The organism is Promicromonospora sp. NPDC050880 (assembly GCF_044456525.1).
Lineage (GTDB): Bacteria > Actinomycetota > Actinomycetes > Actinomycetales > Cellulomonadaceae > Promicromonospora.
Genome location: NZ_JBITFV010000025.1, coordinates 1 through 19,616, shown reverse-complemented (window position 1 = coordinate 19,616; position 19,616 = coordinate 1). Strand labels below are relative to the sequence as shown.

Genomic DNA, 19,616 nt, shown 5'->3' with positions numbered 1-19,616 from the left:
CGCGCCGGGCGTGAGGTATCTTGATGTCAAGATACTCGACGACGAGGAGTTGTGATGCCCGACTGGAACCCCGGCGCCTACCTGCAGTACACGGACGAGCGGTCCCGGCCGTTCACGGAACTGGTCGCCCGGGTGCCCGGCTCCCCCGCCACCGTCGTCGACCTGGGCTGCGGTCCCGGGCACCTCACCGCCGTACTGCGCGCACGCTGGCCACAAGCCCGGGTGACGGGCGTGGACGCCTCCCCGGCCATGATCGAGCGGGCACGCGCCGCCGACCCGGCCACCGAGTACGTGCTCGCCGACCTGAGCACGGACACGCACACCGCCGACCTCGTCATCAGCAACGCCGCGCTCCAGTGGGTACCCGGCCACCGCGAGCTGCTGCCGGCGCTCGCCGACCGGGCCGCGCAGACGTTCGCCTTCCAGGTGCCGGGCAACCACGACGCGCCGAGCCACGTGCTGCTGCGGGAGGTCGCCGCCCGTGCGCCGTACGCCGACGTCGTCGGGCCGGTCGAGCGGCGGGCCACCGCCGACCCGGCCGGGTACCTGGAGATCCTGGCCCGGCCGGGCTGGACCGTGGACACGTGGGAGACCACGTACACGCACGTGCTGCAGGGACCGGACCCGGTGCTCCGCTGGATCTCGGCGACGGGCGCGCAGCCCGCCCTCCATGCCCTGGAGGCCGCGGACCCGGCGCTGCGCGCCCGGTTCGAGGAGGAGTTCGGAGCGGCGCTGCGCGCGGCCTACCCCGAGCAACCCTACGGCACGCCGCTCGCGTTCCGCCGGGTGTTCGCCGTCGCGACCCGCGGCTGAGCCGCGGCCTCCGCCACCGCACCGCCGGTCAGCGGCGCGCCGGCGGCCACGCCCGCTTCCTCGTCCCGCACCGTGACGCCCTGGCTGAGCCGCAGGGCGCTGTTGACCAGGCCAAGATGGCTGAACGCCTGCGGTACGTTGCCGAGCTGACGTCCGGCGGTCACGTCGTACTCCTCGCTGAGGAGGCCCAGGTCGTTGCGCAGCGTGAGCAGGCGCTCGAACAGCGCCACGGCCTCGTCACGTCGTCCGACCCCGTGCAGCGCGTCGACCAGCCAGAAGTTGCACACGAGAAACGTCGACTCGTCGCCGGGCAGCCCGTCCACCCGGTCGTCGGCGTCCGTGTCGTACCGGCGCAGGAGCCCGTCCTGACCCAGCTCGCGCTGCACCGCCTCGACGGTGCCGATCACGCGCGGGTCGTCCCACGGCAGGAACCCGACCTGCCCGATGAGCAGCAGCGCCGCGTCGAGCCCGTCGGAACCGTAGAACTGCGTGAAGGTGTTGCGCACCGGGTCGAACCCGTGGGTGCACACCTCCGCATGGATCCGGTCCCGCGCCGCCCGCCACCGCTCGACCGGTTCGCCCGTCAGACCACCCTCCTCGACGGCGCGTACCGCGCGGTCGAACCCGACCCACGCCAGGACCCGCGAGTGCACGAACGCGCGCTGCGGTCCGCGCACCTCCCAGAGGCCGTTGTCCAGGTCGCCCCAGTGCTCCTCCAGGTGGTCGAGCAGCGCGCGCTGCAGCTGCCAGGCCTCCGGGTCGGTCTCCAACCCGGCCTCGCGGGCGAGGTGGAGAGCCTCCAGCGTCTCGCCCCACACGTCGAGCTGGAGCTGCCCCACGGCGTCGTTGCCGATCCGGACCGGTGCCGAGCCCTCGTACCCGGGCAGCCAGCCGATCGTGTACTCGGGCAGACGCCGCCGGCCGTCGAGCCCGTACATGATCTGCAGGTCGGCGGGGTCCCCCGCGACCGCGCGCAGCAGCCACGCGCGCCACGCGCGTGCCTCGTCGAGGAACCCGGTCCCGACCAGCGCCTGCAGGGTGAACGCGGCGTCACGCAGCCAGCAGTACCGGTAGTCCCAGTTGCGGCTGCCGCCGATGTCCTCGGGCAGCGACGTCGTCACCGCGGCCGTGATGGCGCCCGTCGGGGCGTAGGTGAGCGCCTTCAGGGTGATCAGCGACCGGTGCACGGCCTCGGCCCACGGTCCGGAGTACGTGGACCCGGCGACCCACGACCGCCAGAAGTCCTCCGTCTCGGTCAGCGCCTCGTCGGCGTCCACCGGTTCCTTGGTGGGCAGGTGCGACGCGTGGTGCGTCAGCACGAACGGCACCCGCTCCCCCGGCCCCACCGTGAACCGCGCCCGCAGGACGGAGCCGTCGGCGACGCCGTCGTGCACCATGCGGACCGGGGTGTCGAGGCGGACAGAGTCCGGTCCGGCCACGGCGCGCAGCGCGGCGCCCTCCTCGGTGACCCAGGGCACCACGTGCCCGTAGTCGAAGCGGAGGCGCAGCTCCGTGGTCACCGTGACCGTCCCGTGGACGCCCTCGACGATGCGCACGAGGTCGGCCTGCTCGCCGCGTGGCGGCATCAGGTCGATCACCCGGACCCGGCCCTCCGGCAGGTCCCACTCGGTCTCCAGCACCAGGGTGCCGTCCCGGTAACCACGGCGCGTGCACTCGCCGCCCTGCTCCGGGCCGAGCCGCCACGAACCGTGGGTCTCGTCGCCGAGCAGCGCGGCGAAGCACGCCGGCGAGTCGAACCGGGGCAGGCACATCCAGTCGATGGACCCGTCCCTGCCGACCAGCGCCGCGGTCTGGAGATCGCCGACAATTCCGTAATCTTCGATTCGGAGCGTCATCGGTACCAGGTTAGGTTCGGCCCGGCGCCCCCACCACGGGACGCCGGGCCGGTGCGGGTCAGAACGACGAGGCGTCCATCGCGTACACCCACCGGTAGCCGGGATACTCGCCGAGCGACCAGAGGTAGTCGCGCGTCGGGTCGTACGACAGGTCCTCGGCGCCCACGGTCAGGGCGTTCCCGTGCCGGACGATCGCGCCCGAGGGCGCCACGAAGGTGTGCAGGTCACCGTCGGAGTTCGGGTCCGAGTGGTTCGAGCCGTCGCTCTGCGAGAAGAAGAACTCACCGTTGATCGCGGTGGAGCCCTGCACGCTCTCCAGGTCCGTCCGGTAGGCCTCGGTGGCCTTGATGATGCCGTCCGAGGCGGGCTTGAGGTACCGGTTCGTGTAGTCGATCGGCACCCGGATGGTGCGCACCCGGGCCCCTGCGGCGATGTCGTCCGCGCTGCGGTACTCGCTGACGACCACCGAGTCGGGCGAGCTGGTCCGGTCGAGCGAGACGGACGAGTGCTGCAGCTGCGCGTACCCGCCCACCGTCGAGTCGGTGAACTTCGCGGTCTGCGGCAGCACGTACTTGTAGTCGAACGCATGGTAGGTGCCGTCGGACTGCCGGCCCACCGCGGACGACCGCCCCGTGGAGACCTGCCAGAGGTGGTCGAGGTCGAACACGCGGAAGCCACCGCTCGTGTCCGCGACGTAGAGCAGGTTGCCGTACCACATGATGCCGCCCGCATGGACGTTCACCGGCTTGTACGACGGCGCGCTCGTGGTACCGCTCGGCTCGACCAGCAGGACGTGCCGGTAGGGCGGCGCCGACGTGCTCGCCGACAGGTCCGACACGCTGATGCGGACGCCCTTGTCGATCCCGTCCTCGGCGTGGTCGTACCAGCTCACGAGGTTGAGGCGCTTGCCGTCGTACGTGCCCTCGCCGTAGGCGTCGGAGCTGGTGGTGATGCCCTGCGGGTACCAGTCGCTGGTGTCCTGGTCGCCCGCGTTCCAGCAGTAGTAGGCGGTGCGGTTCGTCACCGACGGGGCGCTGTCACAGCTCGGCGTGCGGTTGGCGTCGGCGGCCACCGCACCCATGGTCACGTTGGGCAGCGCCGCGTCGAGCGCGCCGACCAGGGCCGACGACGTCTGCGACAGCGTGTAGCGGAAGTTGCCCGCGGTGAGCGGTGTCGCGGCGGCCGCGACGGCAGCCTCGGCTGCGGTCGCGGTTGCGGTCTCGGCCTGCGGGGCGGACTGACGTGCGGTGGCCTGGCCCGCGGTGGCGAGCACGACGGCCAGCCCGAGGCTCGCGGCGATGAGTGCGGATCGACGGTGACGGCGCATGCTGGTCTCCTTGCACGAAGGGACGGTTGCCCGCACACCGTATGAAGCGGACATGTCCGTGGGCCAGCAAAAAGTCACCCGGGAGGTGATGACAGCGTTGACAGTCGGTTGCCCGGGTCCTAGGTTCCGTCTGGCGGGGGGCGCGTACAGCTACCACGCCGTGTTCTCGATCAATGACGACTCGAGCAGCGAAGCGGGTGGACCGATGGTGTTCCGAGACCTTGCACGAACCTTGATCACGCTCCTGACGGCGGCCGGGGTCGCCGTCGGCGGCAGCATCACGGCGGGTGCGTCCGCGCGCGCCGCCGACGAGTGGTCGACTGCGTGGACGCAGTCGCAGCAGCGCGCCTCGGGGCTGAGCCCGGAGACGTTCCAGAACCGTTCGGTCCGGGTCGTGACCCGGCTGACGCAGGGCGGCACGGCCCTGCGCGTGCGGCTGCAGAACCAGTTCGGCACCGAGCCCCTGGTCGTGGACGCCACGACCGCAGGGCTGAGCGCCGGGGGTGCCGCCGTCCGGCCCGAGAGCATGCGGACGGTCACCTTCGGCGGTTCGGCCTCGGTGTCGATCCCGGCCGGCGGTGAGGTCTGGAGCGATCCGGTGCAGCTGGCGACGTCGGCCATGGACGACCTGGCCGTGAGCTTCTACCTGGCGAACCCGACCCGGATGATGCTCCACGACCTGGCCGGGCGCACCAACTACTTCTCGGCGCCGGGCGGCGGGAACACGACCACCGACACGTCGGGCGGCGCCTTTCCCGAGTCGCACGGCTGGACCTACCTGGTCAGTGCCGTGGACGTGCTCGGCCCCGACGTGGCCGGCACGGTGGTCGCCTACGGCAGCTCGGTGGTGGACGGCGTGGGTGCGGACAACTGCGGCGTCGGCTGCCCGCCGCCGCCCGTCTTCCAACGCTGGACCGACACGCTCGCGCAGCGGGTGGTGGACGAGCTCCCGCCCGACCGTCAGGTGGCCGTCGTCAACGAGGGCATCTCCGGGACGACGGCGGCCCCGGCGTGCGGCAGCGGCGGGCTGGACGGTGTCTCGCGCCTGGACCGCGACGTGCTGGCGCTGCACGACGTGCGGGCGGTCATCTACTACTACGGGACCAACGACATCGCGAACAACTGCAGCGCCGAGACGATCCTCGCGGCCTACCGGGACACGTTCGCCCGTCTGCGCGCGGCCGGGATCAAGGTGTTCGTCACGCCGATCACGCCGCGGCCCGGCTACACGGCCGAGCAGAACGCGCGGCGCGCCGTCGTGAACGAGTTCGTCCGGGCCGGCGGCAACTGCTCGGGCACGTGCGACGGGGTCTTCGACTTCGACGCCGTGCTGCGGGACCCGCAGAACCCGAACTCCATCTACCCGCCGTACGACACGGGCGACGGGGTCCACGCGAACATCGCCGGGCAGACCGCGATCGCCCGGTCGGTGCCGCTCGGTCGCCTCTGGCGCGCGGTGCTCGCCGGCCGCTGACGGCCGAGGGGCCGTCACCCTTCCCGTGCTGGGAAGGGCGACGGCCCCCACCTACCGACGTCCGGTGCGGCCGGTCAGCGTCCCGTGAGGGCCTGCCTCATCGGGTCGTCGCTGCCCGCCGGCAGCACCCGGAGCCGTCGCGCCGTCGCCGCCGTCCCCTCGGCCGCCACCTGCGCGGCCCGTTCCCTGAGCGAGGCCGGGGTGTCGTCCGACACCCGCAGGAACCACCCGGAGCACGCGTCGAGCTCACCGGCCGCGATGGCGTTCACGACGTCCGTCACGCGCTCGACCGGGGTCCAGTCGGTGCGCCCCTGGTGCAGGGTCATGCCCGTCGACATGTCGGTCCGCACCACGCCGGGAGCGAGCTCGAAGACCCGCAGGCCGTGCCGGAACCCGTCGTCGTGGAGGTTCGCCCCCAGGCGGAGCAGGGCCGTCTTGCTCGCGTTGTACGCCGAGCTGCCGCCGCGCATCTCGTGGGAGCTCGCACCCGAGGCCAGGTCGACGACGCGCCCGCCGCCGCGGGCGATCATGCCGGGCACCACGCAGCGGTCGAAGAGGAACGGCCCGCGGACGTTGGTCTCGAACACCGACCACCACTCGTCCGGGTCCGCCTCCCACAGCGGGTGCTCCGACTCGAGCGCGCCCGCGTTGTTGACCAGCAGGTCGATCGACCCGAGCGCGCCCTCCACCCGGTCGACCGCGGCGCGCACCGCCGCGGCGTCAGCGACGTCGGCGGTCGCCTCGACCGCCGTCACGCCGAGCGCACGCACCTCGGCCGCGACGGACCGCAGCCGGTCCGCGTCCCGCGCGAGCAGGGCGACGTCCAGCCCTGCCCGCGCGAGACCCAGTGCGATCTCCCGGCCGATCCCGCGCGAGGCGCCGGTGACGAGCGCCGTCCGCGCCGGCGGCACCGGGGTGTCGGCAGTGCGGTTCGGCTCAGCCACGCAGCACCGCTCCGACCCGCTCCGCGGCCGACGCCACGACGGCGTCGCGCACCGCACGGACCTCCGGGGCGGACAGGGTCCGGTCCGCGGCCCGCAGCCGGAGCGAGTAGGCGAGGGACTTCTGCCCCGCGCCCACCTGCTCGCCCGTGAAGACGTCGAACAACGCCACCTCTTCCAGCAGGTCGCCGGCACCGGCCACGATGGCCGCCCGCACGGCCTCGGCCGGGACGTCACCGTCGACCACGAACGCGAAGTCCTCCTTGGCGGCCGGGAACGCCGAGACAGGTGTCGCCGCGACGGGCTCCCCCGACGCCGCGCCGACCAGGACGGTCAGGTCCACCTCGAACGCCGCCGCGCGCGCCGGCAGCCCGAGCACCTCGACGACCTTGGGGTGCAGCTCACCGGCGTGACCGACCACCGTGCCGTCCGTCAGCTCCAGCCGCGCGCAGCGTCCCGGGTGCCACGGCATCCGGTCCGTGTCCGGGACCACGACGACCTCGGCCCCGGCCCGCTCGGCCACCAGGCGAGCGGCCGCGAGGGCGTCCTCCCAGCCCGCGGCGCGACCCGCGCCCCACCAGCCCGCGAGCTCGCGCCGGCCGGTCAGGACGCCCGCGACCTGCCGCGGCTGGTCCGGGACAGCGGCCGCGAGGGCCGCAAGCTGCTCGTCGGTGGGCCGGACGCCCCCGGGCAGCGCCGGCGCCGCGGGGGCGCCGGGCGTCGGACGCGTGACCAGGCCGATCTCGTACACGGCGAGGTCGGTCAGACCGCGCGACACGTTGCGGCGCACCGTGTCGAGCAGCGTGACCAGCAGGTTCGTCCGCATGAGCGGCTTGTCGTCGGCCATCGGGTTGACGAGCCGGAGCGAGGCACGCCGCTCGTCGTCGGCCGCCAGCCCCAGGGCGTCGTACTCGGGCGTGCCGACGAACGGGTAGCTGAGCGTCTCGACGAAGCCCGCCTCGGCGAGCGAGCGGGCGACCGAGCGGCGGATGCGCTGCTCGGCGGTGAGCCCGCGGCCGCCCGGTGCGGACGGCAGCACCGACGGCACCTGGTCGTAGCCCTGGATGCGCACGACCTCCTCGACCAGGTCGGCCGGGCCGGCCAGGTCGGGCCGCCACGTGGGCGGGGTGACCGTGAGCACGCTCTCGCCGGCGGGCTCGACCGTCGCGCCGATCTCCTCGAGCGTGCTGCGTACCTGCTCGGGCGTGTACGACACGCCCGAGAGCCGCGTGGGCTCGGAGACCTTGAGCTCGATGGGCTGCGGCCGGGACGCTGCGGTCTCGTCGAGGTCGCTCACGGCCGGGTCGGCGGTTCCCCCGCCCAGCTCGACCAGGAGGTCGACCACGCGCTGCGCCGCGACCGGCGGCAGGAGCGGGTCGACGCCGCGCTCGAACCGCTTGGCGGCCTCGCTGGACAGCTTGTGCCGGCGTGAGGTGCGGGCGACCGTGATCTGGTCGAAGTGGGCCGCCTCGACGAGCACGTCCGTCGTGGTGTCGCTGACCTCCGAGGAGGCCCCGCCCATCACGCCGGCGAGGCCCAGCACCCGGCTGCCCGCGCTGTCGGGCGAGTCGGTGATCAGCAGGTCCTCGGCGTCCAGGGCGCGGTCGACGTCGTCCAGCGTGGTGAGGTGCTCGCCCGGCGCGGCCCGGCGGACCAGGATCGGTGCCGCGACCTTGGCCAGGTCGTAGGCGTGCAGCGGCTGCCCGAGGTCGAGCATCACGTAGTTCGTGACGTCGACCGCCAGCGAGATGGAGCGCATGCCGGAGCCCTCGAGGCGGTGCTTCATCCACGCGGGCGTGGGCGCGGCGGGGTCGATGCCACGCACGACGCGCGTCACGAACCGGTCGCAGCCCACGACGCCGTTGATCGGCGCGTCGTCCTGCACCCGCACCTCGAACCCGTCCGGGGTCGCGGCGGGCTCGGTGCCCGTGGGCAGACCGCGGTCGGTGAACTTCGCGCCCGTGGAGTGGGCGTACTCGCGTGCCACGCCGCGGTAGCTGAACGCGTAGCCGCGGTCGGGGGTCACGTTGATCTCGAGGACCTCGTCGCCGAGGCCGAGGAGCGCGATCGCGTCCTGCCCCGGGGTGAGGTCCGCGGCGTCGAAGCCGTTGCGGGTCAGGACGAGGATGCCGTCGTGGTCCTCCCCGATGCCGAGCTCGCGCACCGAGCAGATCATGCCGTCGGACACGTGCCCGTAGGTCTTGCGCGCGGCGATCGGGAACGGGCCGGGCAGCACCGTCCCGGGCAGTGCGACCACGACGTGGTCGCCCACGGCGAAGTTGTGCGCGCCGCAGACGATGCCCCGCGCACCCTGCTCGTCGTTGTGCTCCGGCCCGACGTCGACCCGGCACCAGTTGATCGTCTTGCCGTTCTTCTGCGGCTCGGGGGTCATCTCGAGCACTCGGCCCACCACGAGGGGGCCGGTCACGGCCGCCCCGTGGATCGCCTCCTCCTCCAGACCCACCTTCACGAGGTCCGCGGCGAGCTGCTCGGCGGTCAGGTCAGCGGGCAGCTCGACGTGGTCCGCGAGCCAGTCCTTCACGATGAGGGGCACTTCAGATCTCCGTCCCGAACTGGGTGGAGAAGCGCACGTCGCCCTCCACGATGTCGTGCATGTCCGCGATCGAGTGGCGCAGCATGAGCGTGCGCTCGATGCCCATGCCGAACGCGAACCCCGTGTACTCCTCCGGGTCCACGCCCGCGGCTCGCAGCACGTTCGGGTTGACCATGCCGCAGCCACCCCACTCGATCCAGCCGGCGCCACCCTTCTTCTGGGGGAACCACAGGTCCATCTCGGCGGACGGCTCGGTGAACGGGAAGAACGCCGGGCGCAGGCGCGTCCTGGCCTCCGGGCCGAACATCGCCCGCGCGAACGCGTCCAGGGTGCCCACGAGGTTCGCCATGGTCAGCCCCTTGTCCACCGCGAGGCCCTCGACCTGGTGGAACACCGGGGTGTGGGTCTGGTCCAGCGCGTCCGTGCGGAACGTACGCCCGGGGCAGGCGACGTACAGGGGCACGCCACGCTCCAGGAGCGAACGCGCCTGGACAGGGGACGTGTGGGTGCGCAGCACGAGGTTCGACTCGGCACCGTCCTGGCCGGCGACGTAGAACGTGTCCTGCATCTGCCGTGCCGGGTGGTCGGGTCCGAAGTTCAGCGCGTCGAAGTTGAACCACTCGGCCTCGACCTCGGGCCCGTCGGCGATCTCCCAGCCGAGGCCCACGAAGAAGTCCGCGATGCGCTCCTGGACCAGCTCGATCGGGTGCCGCGCGCCCGCCGTCGTACGCCGGACCGGGAGGGTGACGTCGACCGTCTCCTCCACGAGCACGCGGGCGTCACGCTCGGCCTCGAGCTCCGCCTGCCGCGACGCGATCGCCTGGTTGATCCTGCCGCGCCGCGGGCCGACCAGCTTGCCGGCCTTCGCCTTGTCAGGGCCGGGCAGCGCGCCGATGGCCCGGTTGGCGAGGGCCAGGGCGCTGCGGTCCCCGGTGTGCTGGGTGCGGACGGACTTCAGGGCGTCGAGGTCGCCCGCCTGGGCGATGTCGTCGAGGGCCGCCTTGACCGCGGCGTCGAGCGCCGCCTCGTCCAGCGGATCGATGGGTGCCTTCTCTTCGGGCGTGGACATGCTTGCCTTCCTGGCGGATTCGGGAGCCGGCGCCGCCCCCTGCCCGGGGACCCGTACCGGCATCTGAAGTCTAGGTGCCCGCCAGGGCTCAGGACGCGTTGTCCACAGGGCAGCTCAGTGCCCGCGCGCAGCGGTGGCCGCGCAGCCCGTGGCGGGCTGCGTAAATCGGCGGGTCAACGGCTGCATGCCGTCATCATTCCATGCCCCCTCGGCGGCCGGCAACGTGGTTCCCGTGGTGCCGTTGCGCAGCGCTTGGCACACTTTTTCGAGTGTCAGCGGCTCGGCGTAGCGTCTGCGATGTCGCCACGGCCGGGGCGGCCCTGGTCCCGGTCGTGGCGACGGCACGCCGAGCTACCCCCGTGCGAAGGAGCGGAGAAAATGTCCCACCACACGCTGAGCGGGAACCCACGGGTCCGTGCGGGTGGCCGCCACGCCGTCCACCGCGTCCAGCAGGATCCGCACGTCGTCGATGCCCACGTCGTCCCTGAGCGGGCCGCTCCGTGCACGGTCCAACAGCGCACCGAGCCGTGCCTCGGTGGTCGCGACGTGCCGCGCCACCTCGTCCGGGTACGCCTCCGCGAAGGGGGCGGCGCAGCTCCGGCTCGCCACCCGGAGCGCGGCCAGCCGCCGCAGCCCGCCGGACAGACCGTGCCACGGGTCCGGATCGCCGAGCGCCGCATCCAGGACCCGCTCGTACTCGGCGGCCGTCTCGGACGTGAGCGTCTTGATCAGGTCGTGCTTGGTCGGGAAGTGCCGGTAGAGCGTGGCCGTACCCACACCCGACCGGCGCGCGACGACAGCCATCGGCACGTCGAGCCCGCCCGCCCGGAACGACGAGTGCGCCACGTCGACGATGCGACGGCGGTTGCGCTCGGCGTCGCGCCGCGGCCGGCCGCCGCGCCCACCGGCCGGTCCGCCGGCCGGGCCGCCGACCGCTCCGGCCACCGGCGCCACGCCTGGCGCCGGGCCGATCCGATAGGAGCTCATGTCAATGCCTCTCGTTTCCGGTCCGCCACGGACTCGCGTCCCCGGACCTCGACGTTGCCGCGGGAGCTGACGCCGCCCCGAGCCACCTGACCGGACCAACCCCGACGGTGCTCGATCCCATCCCGGCGGCGTCACGACCGACAGGAGGAAGAGACAGATGACTTCGATGCGTGCCGTCCGGTTCCACGAGTACGGCTCCCCCGACGTGCTCCGGCTCGACCGGGTGCCCGTGCCCGTCCCCGGCGACGGCGAGGTGCTCGTCCGCGTCCACGCGGCCGGCCTCGGCGGCGGGGAGCTGCCCATCCGGGCCGGCACGATGGGTGACCTGCTCCCGACCACCCTCCCGCAGGGTATCGGCGGCGAGTTCACGGGCCGGGTGGCCGCCGTCGGCACCGCTGTGTCCCGGACGCAGGTGGGGCAGGCGGTATGGGGCGTGATGCCGCACTTCACGTTCGGCAGCGCCGCCGACTACGTGGCCGTCCCCGAGGACCGGCTCGCGCCGGCGCCCGCCGGGATGAGCCTGATCGAGGCGGCCGCGCTCCCGTCGTCCGGCACCACGGTGCTCACCGCGCTGGTCGACCAGGCCGCGCTGCGGCCCGGCGAGCGGCTGCTCGTCCGGGGCGCCAGCGGCGGGGCAGGGAGCGTGGCGGTGCAGCTGGGTGCAGCGCTCGGCGCACACGTCACCGCGCTCGCCGGGGCGTCCAGCCTCGCCTGGGTGGGCGGGCTGGGCGCCGACGAGACCCACGACTACCGCGCCACGCGCCCCGCCGACCTGGGCCGGTTCGACGTCGTGCTGGACCTGGTGGGCACGGACCTCGAGACCTACGGCGCGCTGGTCGGCCCCGGTGGCCGGTTCCTGCCGCTCGCGCTCGGGCGCACCGATCCCGCGGCGTCGGCCGCCGCGGTGCTGGCCGCGCAGGAGCGGAACCCGGGTCAGGTCCTGGCGTTCAGCAACGACCCGACCCGCGCACAGATCGAGGAGCTGACCCGGTACGCCGAGTCGGGCGCCATCCGGCCGTACGTCGACGAGACGTTCCCTCTCGAGCAGGCGGCAGCCGCCCAGTCGCGGCTGGAACGCGGCGGCGTCAGGGGAAAGATCGTGCTGGTCACGGGGGCGGCCGACGGACAGTGACCGGCCGGTGACCCGGCGCCGTCCGGGGACCGGCGCTCAACCCTCGAGCGACCAGGTCTCCACGACGTCGTAGCGTGGACCACCCTGGGGGCCTTCTCCCGGGTGCGACTCGACGAGTGCGAAGGAGTCCGCCGTCCACCCCGGTCCCGCGTAGACCGACAGGGCCTGGGCGGCGGGCTCCAGCACCGACCGCGGCTCGCCGCCGGCCCGCTTGCCCCAGCGGTCCCGGCCTCGCGGCGGCCTGACCTGACCGGCACGCGCCCGCGCGACCGTGACGTGCGCGCGGTGCGGCTTGACGTCGTCGGGCACCTCGCGGGGTGAGGCGGCCAGGCAGTCGGTGGCCAGCTCCTTCAGTGAGTCCGTCGCGCCGTCGACGCCGATCCACAGGACCCGTGCCCCGAAGGAGCCGGCGCCGCGGAGCCGGAGGTCGATCGGTGCGTGCTTGCGGGCCACGACGGCCAGGTCCTCGCGCAGCTCGGGCACCGTCCCCTCGGGCAGGTCCGCGTAGAACGCGAGCGTGATGTGCAGGTTCTCGCGGGGCACCCACCGCGGGGAGGCCGGCACGCCGTCGAGCGCGAGCCCGAGGTGGTCAAGGACGCTCTGGGGCGGGACCACCGCCGTGAACAACCGCACACGACGATCCTAGGCGCCCGTCCTGATCCCCCGGTACCGGATATCGCGCGGGCCCTACCTCCTCCGGCGGCGGGACACCGCCCAGGCGACCGCGGCGGCCACGAGGACGAGGGCCACCTGACCCCCGAGCACGATCCGGTTCACGTCCACGGCCGGGACCCAGCGCACCCCCTGGTCGTCGACGACGAAGGCGCCCGCAGGCTCGGCGTGCCGGCCGAAGCCGAGGCCGCCACCGCCGCCCTCGGCCGCGGCGGCGCTGTCCCCGGTCGCACCGGTCTCGGTCTCGGCTCGATCCTCGGCCCCCTCCTCGCGGCGCTCCGGGTCGCCCCCGGGCTCGCTCCCGCCGCCTCCTCCGGCGCCACCGCCGGAGGACACCCGAGCGGCCGGGACGACGAGCACGCCGTCCCGCTCGACCGGCTCGCCGTACACCTGGCGTACGCCGAACGACTCGGCCACGGCCTCGCTGATGCGGCTCAGATCAGGGATGTACCTCATCCGACCACGGTAGGCGAGGGCCGCCCGGCGCGACACGGGCCGCGCAAACCTCACCCGGTGCGTGGGCGTCCGGACGTCAGCGCTGGGCGCGGCTGCTCGCGTACAGGCAGACCGTCGCGGCAGTCGCCAGGTTGAGCGACTCGGCCCGGCCCCGGATGGGCACCCGGACGACGGCGTCCGCCAGCGCCCGGTCCGCCTCGGGCAGGCCCCAGGCTTCGTTGCCGAACACCCAGGCGGTGGGCCCGGCAAGGTCCGGCGCGGCGCCGCTCCCGGCGTCGTCGAGCAGCTCGTCGAGGTCGAGCGGTCCGGCGCCGTCCGCGGCCAGGACGTGGCACCCCGCGGCGCGCAACGTGGCGAGCGCGTCCTCCAGCGGGACGCCGGTGACGACGGGGAGGTGGAACAGTGACCCGGCCGTGGACCGGACCACCTTGGGGTTGTGCACGTCGACGCTCTCGCCGGCGAGCACCACGAGGTCCGCGCCCGCGGCGTCGGCGGCGCGGATCACGGTGCCCGCGTTCCCGGGGTCACGGACCGCGGCCAGGACGGCCACGAGCAGCGGCCGTCCGGCACGCGCGGGATCCCGCGCGGCCAGCGCCTCGTCCACGGTCAGGCCGGCCGGCCGCACGACGGCGAGGACGCCCTGGGCGTCGGGGCTCATCGCGTCCAGCACCTCGGCTGTGCCGATGTGCAGGAACAGGCCCGCCGCGCGCACGTCGGCCACGATCTCGGCGTACCGCGACGCGGCCGCCGGCGTCAGGTACACGTCACGGACCGAGCCGGGCACGTGGCGCACCGCCTCGCGAACCCCCTGGGGGCCCTCGACGAGGAACTGCCCGTGCCGGGAGCGCGCCGAACGCCCGGACAGTGCTCGCACCTGCCTGACCCGGTCTGCTCGCGGGTTCGCGAGCGTCACGTCAGGCACCGGCACCGCCCGGGCGTCCGGGATGTTGCTCAACCTCAGGCAGCGGCCGGCGCGTTGACATCCGCCGGCAGCGCGTCCTTGGCGACCTGGACGAGGGCGTTGAACGCCGCCACGTCGTTGACCGCGAGCTCGGCGAGCATGCGACGGTCGACCTCGACACCAGCGGCCTTGAGGCCCTGGATGAGGCGGTTGTAGGTCAGACCCTGCGCGCGGGACGCAGCGTTGATGCGCTGGATCCACAGCTTGCGGAAGTCGCCCTTGCGCGCCTTCCGGTCCCGGTAGGCGTAGACGAGCGAGTGGGTGACCTGCTCCTTCGCCTTCCGGTAGAGGCGCGAACGCTGGCCGCGGTAACCGGCGGCGCGCTCAAGGGTTGTACGGCGCTTCTTCTGGGCATTGACTGCCCGCTTCACGCGTGCCACGTGAGACTCCTTGTACTTCGGGGCTGGAAGGGTTCCGGGCGGCGCCGGTCAGGCGCGCGCCGAGGTCACTTACCGAGCAGCTTCTTGATCTTCTTGACGTCGGCCGGGGCGACGACCTGGTCCATGGCCAGACGACGCGTACGACGGCTGGACTTGTGCTCGAGGTAGTGGCGGGCGTTGGTCTGCTCGCGCATGACCTTGCCGCTACCCGTGACCCGGAACCGCTTCTTGGAGCCGGAGTGCGTCTTGTTCTTCGGCATGACTGCCGTCTCTCCTCATGTCGGTCGACCGCTGCTGGAGCGGCGACGTGTACCGAGGCCGGTAAGCCGGCCCGGTGTCGTTGTGGTCTGGGCGACCTCAGCCGGCCTTGCGCGGGGCGCGCGGCTTGGGGGCCGCGGGCTTCGGCACCGGCTTGGGGGTCGGAGCAGGCTTGGGCGCCGCCTTGGCCGCAGGCTTCGCGGCCGGCTTGGGCGCTGCCTTGGCGGCCGGCTTGGGTGCCACCGGAGCGGCCTCCTCGGCGACGGGCGCCTCGTCCGCGGCCGGCTCCTCGACGGGCTCCGGCGCGACAGGCGCAGCGGGCTCCTCGACGGGCTCCGGTGCGGCGACCGCGACCGGCTCCTCGGCGGGGGCCTCGACCGTCTCCGCGACCTGGTCCTCGGCGAGCTCTTCGGCCTCGGACGACTCCGACGCACGGGCCTGGGCCTTGGCCTCGGACTTGGTCATGCGGCCCGCGTTGATCTCCGTAGCGCGCTTGCGCTGCTCGACCTTGGCGTCCGCCTTCTTCTTGACCGGCCCGAGGACCATGGTCATGTTGCGGCCGTCCTGCTTCGGCATCGACTCGACGAAGCCGAGCTCCGACACGTCCTCCGCGAGGCGCTCGAGCAGACGACGGCCCATCTCCGGGCGTGACTGCTCACGACCACGGAACATGATCATGACCTTGACCTTGTCCCCGGCCGAGAGGAAGCGCTCGACGTGGCCCTTCTTGGTGCCGTAGTCGTGCGGGTCGATCTTGAGGCGGAACCGGATCTCCTTGAGAACCGTGTTCGCCTGGTTGCGCCGCGCCTCTCGCGCCTTCATGTCGGACTCGTACTTGAACTTACCGAAGTCCATGAGCTTGGCGACGGGCGGGCGGGCGTCCGGCGCGACCTCGACGAGGTCGAGGTCAGCGTCCTGGGCGAGCTTCAGGGCGACCGCCGTGGCAACCACGCCGACCTGCTCCCCGCCAGGGCCGATGAGACGGACCTCGGGGACACGGATCCGGTCGTTGATGCGAGGCTCGGTGATGGTGATGCTCCTCAGAAGTCGTTGATTGACCACCAGGAACGGGAAATGGCCCCCGCCCTGAACACAGGTGGAGGCCATCACGAGGAAAGGATGCGTCGGCCTGTCGTCCAAGCCTCGGCACCCGACCAAGGACCCGGCCTCTGTCGGCACCTTGCGGCGCTCTGTCGTGACTCGGGTGGGATGGGATCCACTTTGCGCACCCGGCTCGCACCGGGTCGGTCGTGGGTACACGGTACCAGCAGCACGAGACCGATCGCCAGACGGACCGGTGTGAGGTCGGCCGCTCCGGTTTTCACCGGGCGAAACCGGCGCCACGGCTCAACTGGAATCATTCCAGTTTAGGGTCTAGGGTCGTGGTCATGACGTCGACCACCCCCGCCGCAGCGACGCCCGAGGACCTCCTCCGCGGTGCCGGCCTGCGCGTCACCGCTGCCCGCGTGGCGGCGCTGCACGCGGTGGGCGACCGGCAGCACGCCACGGCCGACGACGTCCTCGGCTCCGTCCGCTCCGAGCTCGGCACCGTGTCCGTCCAGGCGGTCTACGACGTGCTGCACGCACTGACCGACGCCGGTCTCCTGCGCCGGATCGAGCCCGCCGGGCACCCGGCGCGCTACGAGCGTCGCACCGGGGACAACCACCACCACGTCGTGTGCCGCTCGTGCGGCGCCATCGGCGACGTGGACTGCTCGGTCGGCCACGCCCCGTGCCTGGCCCCGAGCAACGACCACGGGTTCGTGGTCGAGACCGCCGAGGTCACCTACTGGGGCCTGTGCCCCGACTGCCGCTGAGACGTCATGACCCGCCGGACCCCGCAAGAACCCCCGCAAGCAGCACAGGAAGGCACGTCTGAATGACTACTCCCTACACCACCACGCAGACCGGCACCCCGGTCGCCAGCGACGCGCACTCGCTGACGGTCGGCGCCGACGGCGCGACGGTCCTGCACGACCGCTACCTGGTCGAGAAGCTCGCCCAGTTCAACCGCGAGCGCATCCCGGAGCGCATCGTGCACGCCAAGGGCGGCGGCGCCTTCGGTGAGTGGGAGATCACGGGTGACGTGTCGCAGTACACGCGCGCCGCCGCCTTCCAGCCCGGCGCGAAGGGCGAGGTGGCGCTGCGCTTCTCGTCCGTGGCCGGCGAGATGGGCTCCCCCGACACCTGGCGCGACGTGCGCGGTTTCGCCCTGCGCTTCTACACGACCGAGGGCAACCTCGACATCGTCGGCAACAACACGCCGGTGTTCTTCATCCGCGACGCGATCAAGTTCCCGGACTTCATCCACTCGCAGAAGCGCCTGCCGTGGTCGGGTCTGCGCGACGCCGACATGCAGTGGGACTTCTGGACCCTGTCGCCGGAGTCGGCGCACCAGGTCACCTACCTCATGGGCGACCGTGGCCTGCCGGCCTCGTGGCGCGAGCTGAACGGCTACGGCTCGCACACCTACCTGTGGACCAACGCCGCGGGCGAGAAGTTCTGGGTCAAGTACCACTTCATCTCCCGTCAGGGCGTGAAGTTCCTCAGCAACGAGGAGGCGGAGAAGATCGCCGGCGCGGACGCGGACTACTACCGCCGCGACCTGTACGAGGCCATCGAGCGCGGCGACAACCCGGTCTGGGACATCAAGGTCCAGGTCATGCCGTACGAGGACGCGAAGACGTACCGGTTCAACCCGTTCGACCTGACCAAGGTCTGGCCGCACGCCGACTACCCGCTGATCCACTTCGGCCACTTCACGCTCAACCGGAACCCGAAGAACCACTTCGCGGAGATCGAGCAGATCGCCCTGTCCCCGGCCAACCAGGTCCCGGGCACGGACATCTCGCCCGACAAGATGCTGATGGCCCGTGTGTTCTCCTACCCGGACGCGCAGCGCTACCGCGTGGGCACCAACTACCAGTCGGTGCCGGTGAACCAGCCGCACGCCTCCCCTGTGTACAACTACTCGCAGGACGGCTCGCAGCGCCACCACTTCAACGAGGTGGGCACGCCCAACTACGCGCCGAACTCGTTCGGCGGCCCCGTCGCCGACCCGGCCCGCGGGCACGACGGCGCCTGGGAGTCGGACGGCGAGCTGGTCCGGACCGCCGCCACGCTGCACAGCGAGGACGGCGACTTCGTCCAGCCGGGCATGCTCTACCGCGAGGTCTACGACGACGGCGCCAAGGCCCGTCTGCTGGAGACCCTGACCGGCCAGGGCCAGTCGATCACGGTCGACGAGATCCGCGAGCGCTTCTTCCAGTACTGGACGAACGTCGACGCCGAGCTGGGCGCCAAGCTGCGCGCCGCCGTCGCCGCCTGACGCAGTCGCGGTCGCACGACACCGAGGCCGGGCTCCCCGCGAGGGGAGGCCCGGCCTCGGCCGTTCTCCGGCGGCAGCGGCATTGAGCGGCATTGAGCGGCGTTCAGCAGGCCGGACGCGAGAACGTGGCACGTTACGGCCGTCTGCGGCCTGCTGAATGCGGCTCAGCGCGCGGTATGAGGGATTTCCACCGGGGTGACGGCCGGTGCTTGTCCCGGGGGCCGGCCCCGGATAGCGTCCCGAGGTGCTCCACAGCGCTTCGCCGCCGTCCGAGATGCCCACCGCACGCAGATCAAGGGAGCCCACGATGCACCGCTCGCTCGCCCGAATCGGCGCCGCCCTCGCGGCCGGCCTGCTGGCCCTGACCACCGCGGCCGGCCCCGCCGCCTCCGCACCGGCGCCCGGCCCCGCACCGGCGCCCGCCGAGGAGCTGGAGCAGGCCCCGGCCGCCGCCTCCCACCGGGTGCTCGCGTTCTACCAGACGATCTACGAGACCGGGTCGGACGGCGTGCGCCGGTACGTCGACCCCACGCCGCTGCTCGGCTCGGTCACCGACGTGAACGTCGGCGCGATCCACCTCAACTCCGACGCGTCGCTCACGGTCAACGACATCCCCGCCGACCACGCCGAGCTCGATGTCATGTGGGACGACCTGGCCACGATGCAGGACCAGGGCGTCACGGTCAGCGCGTTCCTCGGCGGGGCCGCGCCGGGCACCTACCGTTACCTGCGCGAGGACTTCGACCGGTTCTACCCGGTGCTGCGCGACTTCCTGCGCACGTACGGCCTGGACGGCGTGGACCTCGACATCGAGGAGACGTTCTCCCTGGCGGACACGGTGCACCTGATCGACGCGCTGCGCGCCGACTTCGGCCCGGACTTCATCGTGACCCTGACGCCCGTGGCGACCGACATGGCCGGACGGACGAGCTTCTCCGGCGGCTTCTCCTACGCCGAGCTGGAGCGCCAGGCGGGCGACCGGATCGACTGGTACAACACGCAGTTCTACTGCGGCTGGGGCGACCTGCGCACCACGACGGTCTACGACCAGATCCTCGCCAACGGCTTCACGCCGGACCGCGTGGTCGCCGGCACCGTCACCAACCCGGGCAACTGCAGCGGGTACGTGGACTGGCCCACCTTCGACGCGACGGTCGGCTCGCTCGTGGCACAGCACGCGGACTTCGGCGGCGTCTTCGGCTGGGAGTACTTCAACTCCGTCGGGTACGACGGCGGCGCCCGGGAGACCTGGTTCTCGCACGCCGCGGACGTGGTGGCTGGCCGGTAGCACGTCAGCTGGTCGGCAAGAGGTCAGGTGGTCGGCAAGAGGTCAGGTGGTGGGGGGGCGGGGGGGGGGGCCCCCCCCCCCCCCCCCGCGGGCCCCCCCCCGCCCCCCCCGAACCCCCAA

Annotated in this window: 18 protein-coding genes; 6 read left to right on the top strand and 12 right to left on the bottom strand. The window is 72.8% G+C overall.

Translation table 11 applies throughout. The features are described from left to right. The first annotated feature begins 54 nt into the window (after window positions 1-54). Window positions 55-813, top strand: coding sequence for a methyltransferase domain-containing protein (locus ACIBBF_RS24235; protein WP_397418578.1), 759 nt, complete (start codon window positions 55-57; stop codon window positions 811-813). Here the strand turns inward: ACIBBF_RS24235 and ACIBBF_RS24230 are convergent. Then, a complete protein-coding gene (locus ACIBBF_RS24230; RefSeq protein ID WP_397418576.1) occupies window positions 759-2,669 on the bottom strand; it encodes a glycoside hydrolase family 15 protein in 1,911 nt (636 codons plus the stop codon). The two genes, ACIBBF_RS24235 and ACIBBF_RS24230, sit on opposite strands and share 55 nt — an antisense overlap. Before the next feature lie 58 nt (window positions 2,670-2,727). Then, a complete protein-coding gene (locus tag ACIBBF_RS24225; RefSeq protein ID WP_397418574.1) occupies window positions 2,728-3,996 on the bottom strand; it encodes a hypothetical protein in 1,269 nt (422 codons plus the stop codon). 232 nt (window positions 3,997-4,228) lie between these two features. On the opposite strand from ACIBBF_RS24225, the gene ACIBBF_RS24220 reads away from it, so the two are divergent. Beyond that, window positions 4,229-5,470, top strand: a complete 1,242-nt coding sequence (locus ACIBBF_RS24220) for a GDSL-type esterase/lipase family protein (protein WP_397418572.1) — start codon at window positions 4,229-4,231, stop codon at window positions 5,468-5,470. Window positions 5,471-5,544: 74 nt separating this feature from the next. On the opposite strand, the gene ACIBBF_RS24215 is transcribed toward ACIBBF_RS24220, so the two are convergent. The 4 genes from ACIBBF_RS24215 to ACIBBF_RS24200 form a co-directional block, all read right to left on the bottom strand. Then, a complete protein-coding gene (locus ACIBBF_RS24215) occupies window positions 5,545-6,414 on the bottom strand; it encodes an SDR family NAD(P)-dependent oxidoreductase (RefSeq protein WP_397418570.1) in 870 nt (289 codons plus the stop codon). After that, complete coding sequence (pheT, locus tag ACIBBF_RS24210; RefSeq protein WP_397418568.1) at window positions 6,407-8,965, bottom strand: phenylalanine--tRNA ligase subunit beta; 2,559 nt, start codon at window positions 8,963-8,965, stop codon at window positions 6,407-6,409. Before pheT ends, ACIBBF_RS24215 begins: the two co-directional genes overlap by 8 nt. A gap of 1 nt (window position 8,966) precedes the next feature. Beyond that, window positions 8,967-10,034 (bottom strand): phenylalanine--tRNA ligase subunit alpha, encoded by a 1,068-nt coding sequence (pheS, locus tag ACIBBF_RS24205; RefSeq protein ID WP_397418566.1) that lies wholly within the window; start codon window positions 10,032-10,034, stop codon window positions 8,967-8,969. A gap of 351 nt (window positions 10,035-10,385) precedes the next feature. Next, complete coding sequence (locus ACIBBF_RS24200; protein WP_397418564.1) at window positions 10,386-11,021, bottom strand: TetR/AcrR family transcriptional regulator; 636 nt, start codon at window positions 11,019-11,021, stop codon at window positions 10,386-10,388. 157 nt (window positions 11,022-11,178) lie between these two features. On the opposite strand from ACIBBF_RS24200, the gene ACIBBF_RS24195 reads away from it, so the two are divergent. Beyond that, the gene (locus ACIBBF_RS24195; RefSeq protein ID WP_397418562.1) at window positions 11,179-12,153 is read left to right on the top strand and encodes an NADP-dependent oxidoreductase; all 975 of its coding nucleotides are present in this window, start codon (window positions 11,179-11,181) and stop codon (window positions 12,151-12,153) included. 36 nt (window positions 12,154-12,189) lie between these two features. On the opposite strand, the gene thpR is transcribed toward ACIBBF_RS24195, so the two are convergent. From thpR to infC, 6 genes are all read right to left on the bottom strand, one after another. Further along, a complete protein-coding gene (gene thpR, locus ACIBBF_RS24190; protein WP_397418560.1) occupies window positions 12,190-12,786 on the bottom strand; it encodes an RNA 2',3'-cyclic phosphodiesterase in 597 nt (198 codons plus the stop codon). 54 nt (window positions 12,787-12,840) lie between these two features. After that, on the bottom strand, window positions 12,841-13,281 hold the full coding sequence (locus ACIBBF_RS24185; protein ID WP_397418558.1) for a spore germination protein GerW family protein: 441 nt from the start codon (window positions 13,279-13,281) through the stop codon (window positions 12,841-12,843). 76 nt (window positions 13,282-13,357) lie between these two features. Continuing rightward, window positions 13,358-14,203: a TrmH family RNA methyltransferase gene (locus ACIBBF_RS24180; RefSeq protein ID WP_397418556.1), complete on the bottom strand. Its 846-nt coding sequence runs from the start codon at window positions 14,201-14,203 to the stop codon at window positions 13,358-13,360. 35 nt (window positions 14,204-14,238) lie between these two features. After that, a complete protein-coding gene (gene rplT / locus ACIBBF_RS24175; protein ID WP_108490904.1) occupies window positions 14,239-14,622 on the bottom strand; it encodes a 50S ribosomal protein L20 in 384 nt (127 codons plus the stop codon). 65 nt (window positions 14,623-14,687) lie between these two features. After that, window positions 14,688-14,882, bottom strand: coding sequence for a 50S ribosomal protein L35 (gene rpmI, locus ACIBBF_RS24170; protein ID WP_119137562.1), 195 nt, complete (start codon window positions 14,880-14,882; stop codon window positions 14,688-14,690). Between the two features lie 97 nt (window positions 14,883-14,979). Then, window positions 14,980-15,987, bottom strand: coding sequence for a translation initiation factor IF-3 (gene infC / locus ACIBBF_RS24165; protein ID WP_397418648.1), 1,008 nt, complete (start codon window positions 15,985-15,987; stop codon window positions 14,980-14,982). A gap of 281 nt (window positions 15,988-16,268) precedes the next feature. On the opposite strand from infC, the gene ACIBBF_RS24160 reads away from it, so the two are divergent. The 3 genes from ACIBBF_RS24160 (at window position 16,269) to ACIBBF_RS24150 (ending at window position 19,496) form a co-directional block, all read left to right on the top strand. Next, entirely contained in the window at window positions 16,269-16,697 is a 429-nt protein-coding gene (locus ACIBBF_RS24160) for a Fur family transcriptional regulator (RefSeq protein ID WP_397418554.1), read from the top strand. Between the two features lie 62 nt (window positions 16,698-16,759). Beyond that, complete coding sequence (locus ACIBBF_RS24155; protein WP_397418552.1) at window positions 16,760-18,208, top strand: catalase; 1,449 nt, start codon at window positions 16,760-16,762, stop codon at window positions 18,206-18,208. Window positions 18,209-18,452: 244 nt separating this feature from the next. Then, entirely contained in the window at window positions 18,453-19,496 is a 1,044-nt protein-coding gene (locus tag ACIBBF_RS24150; RefSeq protein WP_397418550.1) for a glycosyl hydrolase family 18 protein, read from the top strand. Window positions 19,497-19,616 lie beyond the last annotated feature (120 nt).

Excerpts from the sequence above, each read along its gene's own strand:
- pheS (WP_397418566.1), bottom strand. The coding sequence starts at position 10,034 with ATGTCCACGCCCGAAGAGAAGGCACCCATCGATCCGCTGGACGAGGCG.
- ACIBBF_RS24230 (WP_397418576.1), bottom strand. The coding sequence starts at position 2,669 with ATGACGCTCCGAATCGAAGATTACGGAATTGTCGGCGATCTCCAGACC.
- ACIBBF_RS24155 (WP_397418552.1), top strand. The coding sequence starts at position 16,760 with ATGACTACTCCCTACACCACCACGCAGACCGGCACCCCGGTCGCCAGC.
- ACIBBF_RS24160 (WP_397418554.1), top strand. The coding sequence starts at position 16,269 with ATGACGTCGACCACCCCCGCCGCAGCGACGCCCGAGGACCTCCTCCGC.
- ACIBBF_RS24200 (WP_397418564.1), bottom strand. The coding sequence starts at position 11,021 with ATGAGCTCCTATCGGATCGGCCCGGCGCCAGGCGTGGCGCCGGTGGCC.
- infC (WP_397418648.1), bottom strand. The coding sequence starts at position 15,987 with ATGGCCTCCACCTGTGTTCAGGGCGGGGGCCATTTCCCGTTCCTGGTG.
- ACIBBF_RS24195 (WP_397418562.1), top strand. The coding sequence starts at position 11,179 with ATGACTTCGATGCGTGCCGTCCGGTTCCACGAGTACGGCTCCCCCGAC.
- rpmI (WP_119137562.1), bottom strand. The coding sequence starts at position 14,882 with ATGCCGAAGAACAAGACGCACTCCGGCTCCAAGAAGCGGTTCCGGGTC.
- ACIBBF_RS24185 (WP_397418558.1), bottom strand. The coding sequence starts at position 13,281 with ATGAGGTACATCCCTGATCTGAGCCGCATCAGCGAGGCCGTGGCCGAG.
- ACIBBF_RS24235 (WP_397418578.1), top strand. The coding sequence starts at position 55 with ATGCCCGACTGGAACCCCGGCGCCTACCTGCAGTACACGGACGAGCGG.
- ACIBBF_RS24225 (WP_397418574.1), bottom strand. The coding sequence starts at position 3,996 with ATGCGCCGTCACCGTCGATCCGCACTCATCGCCGCGAGCCTCGGGCTG.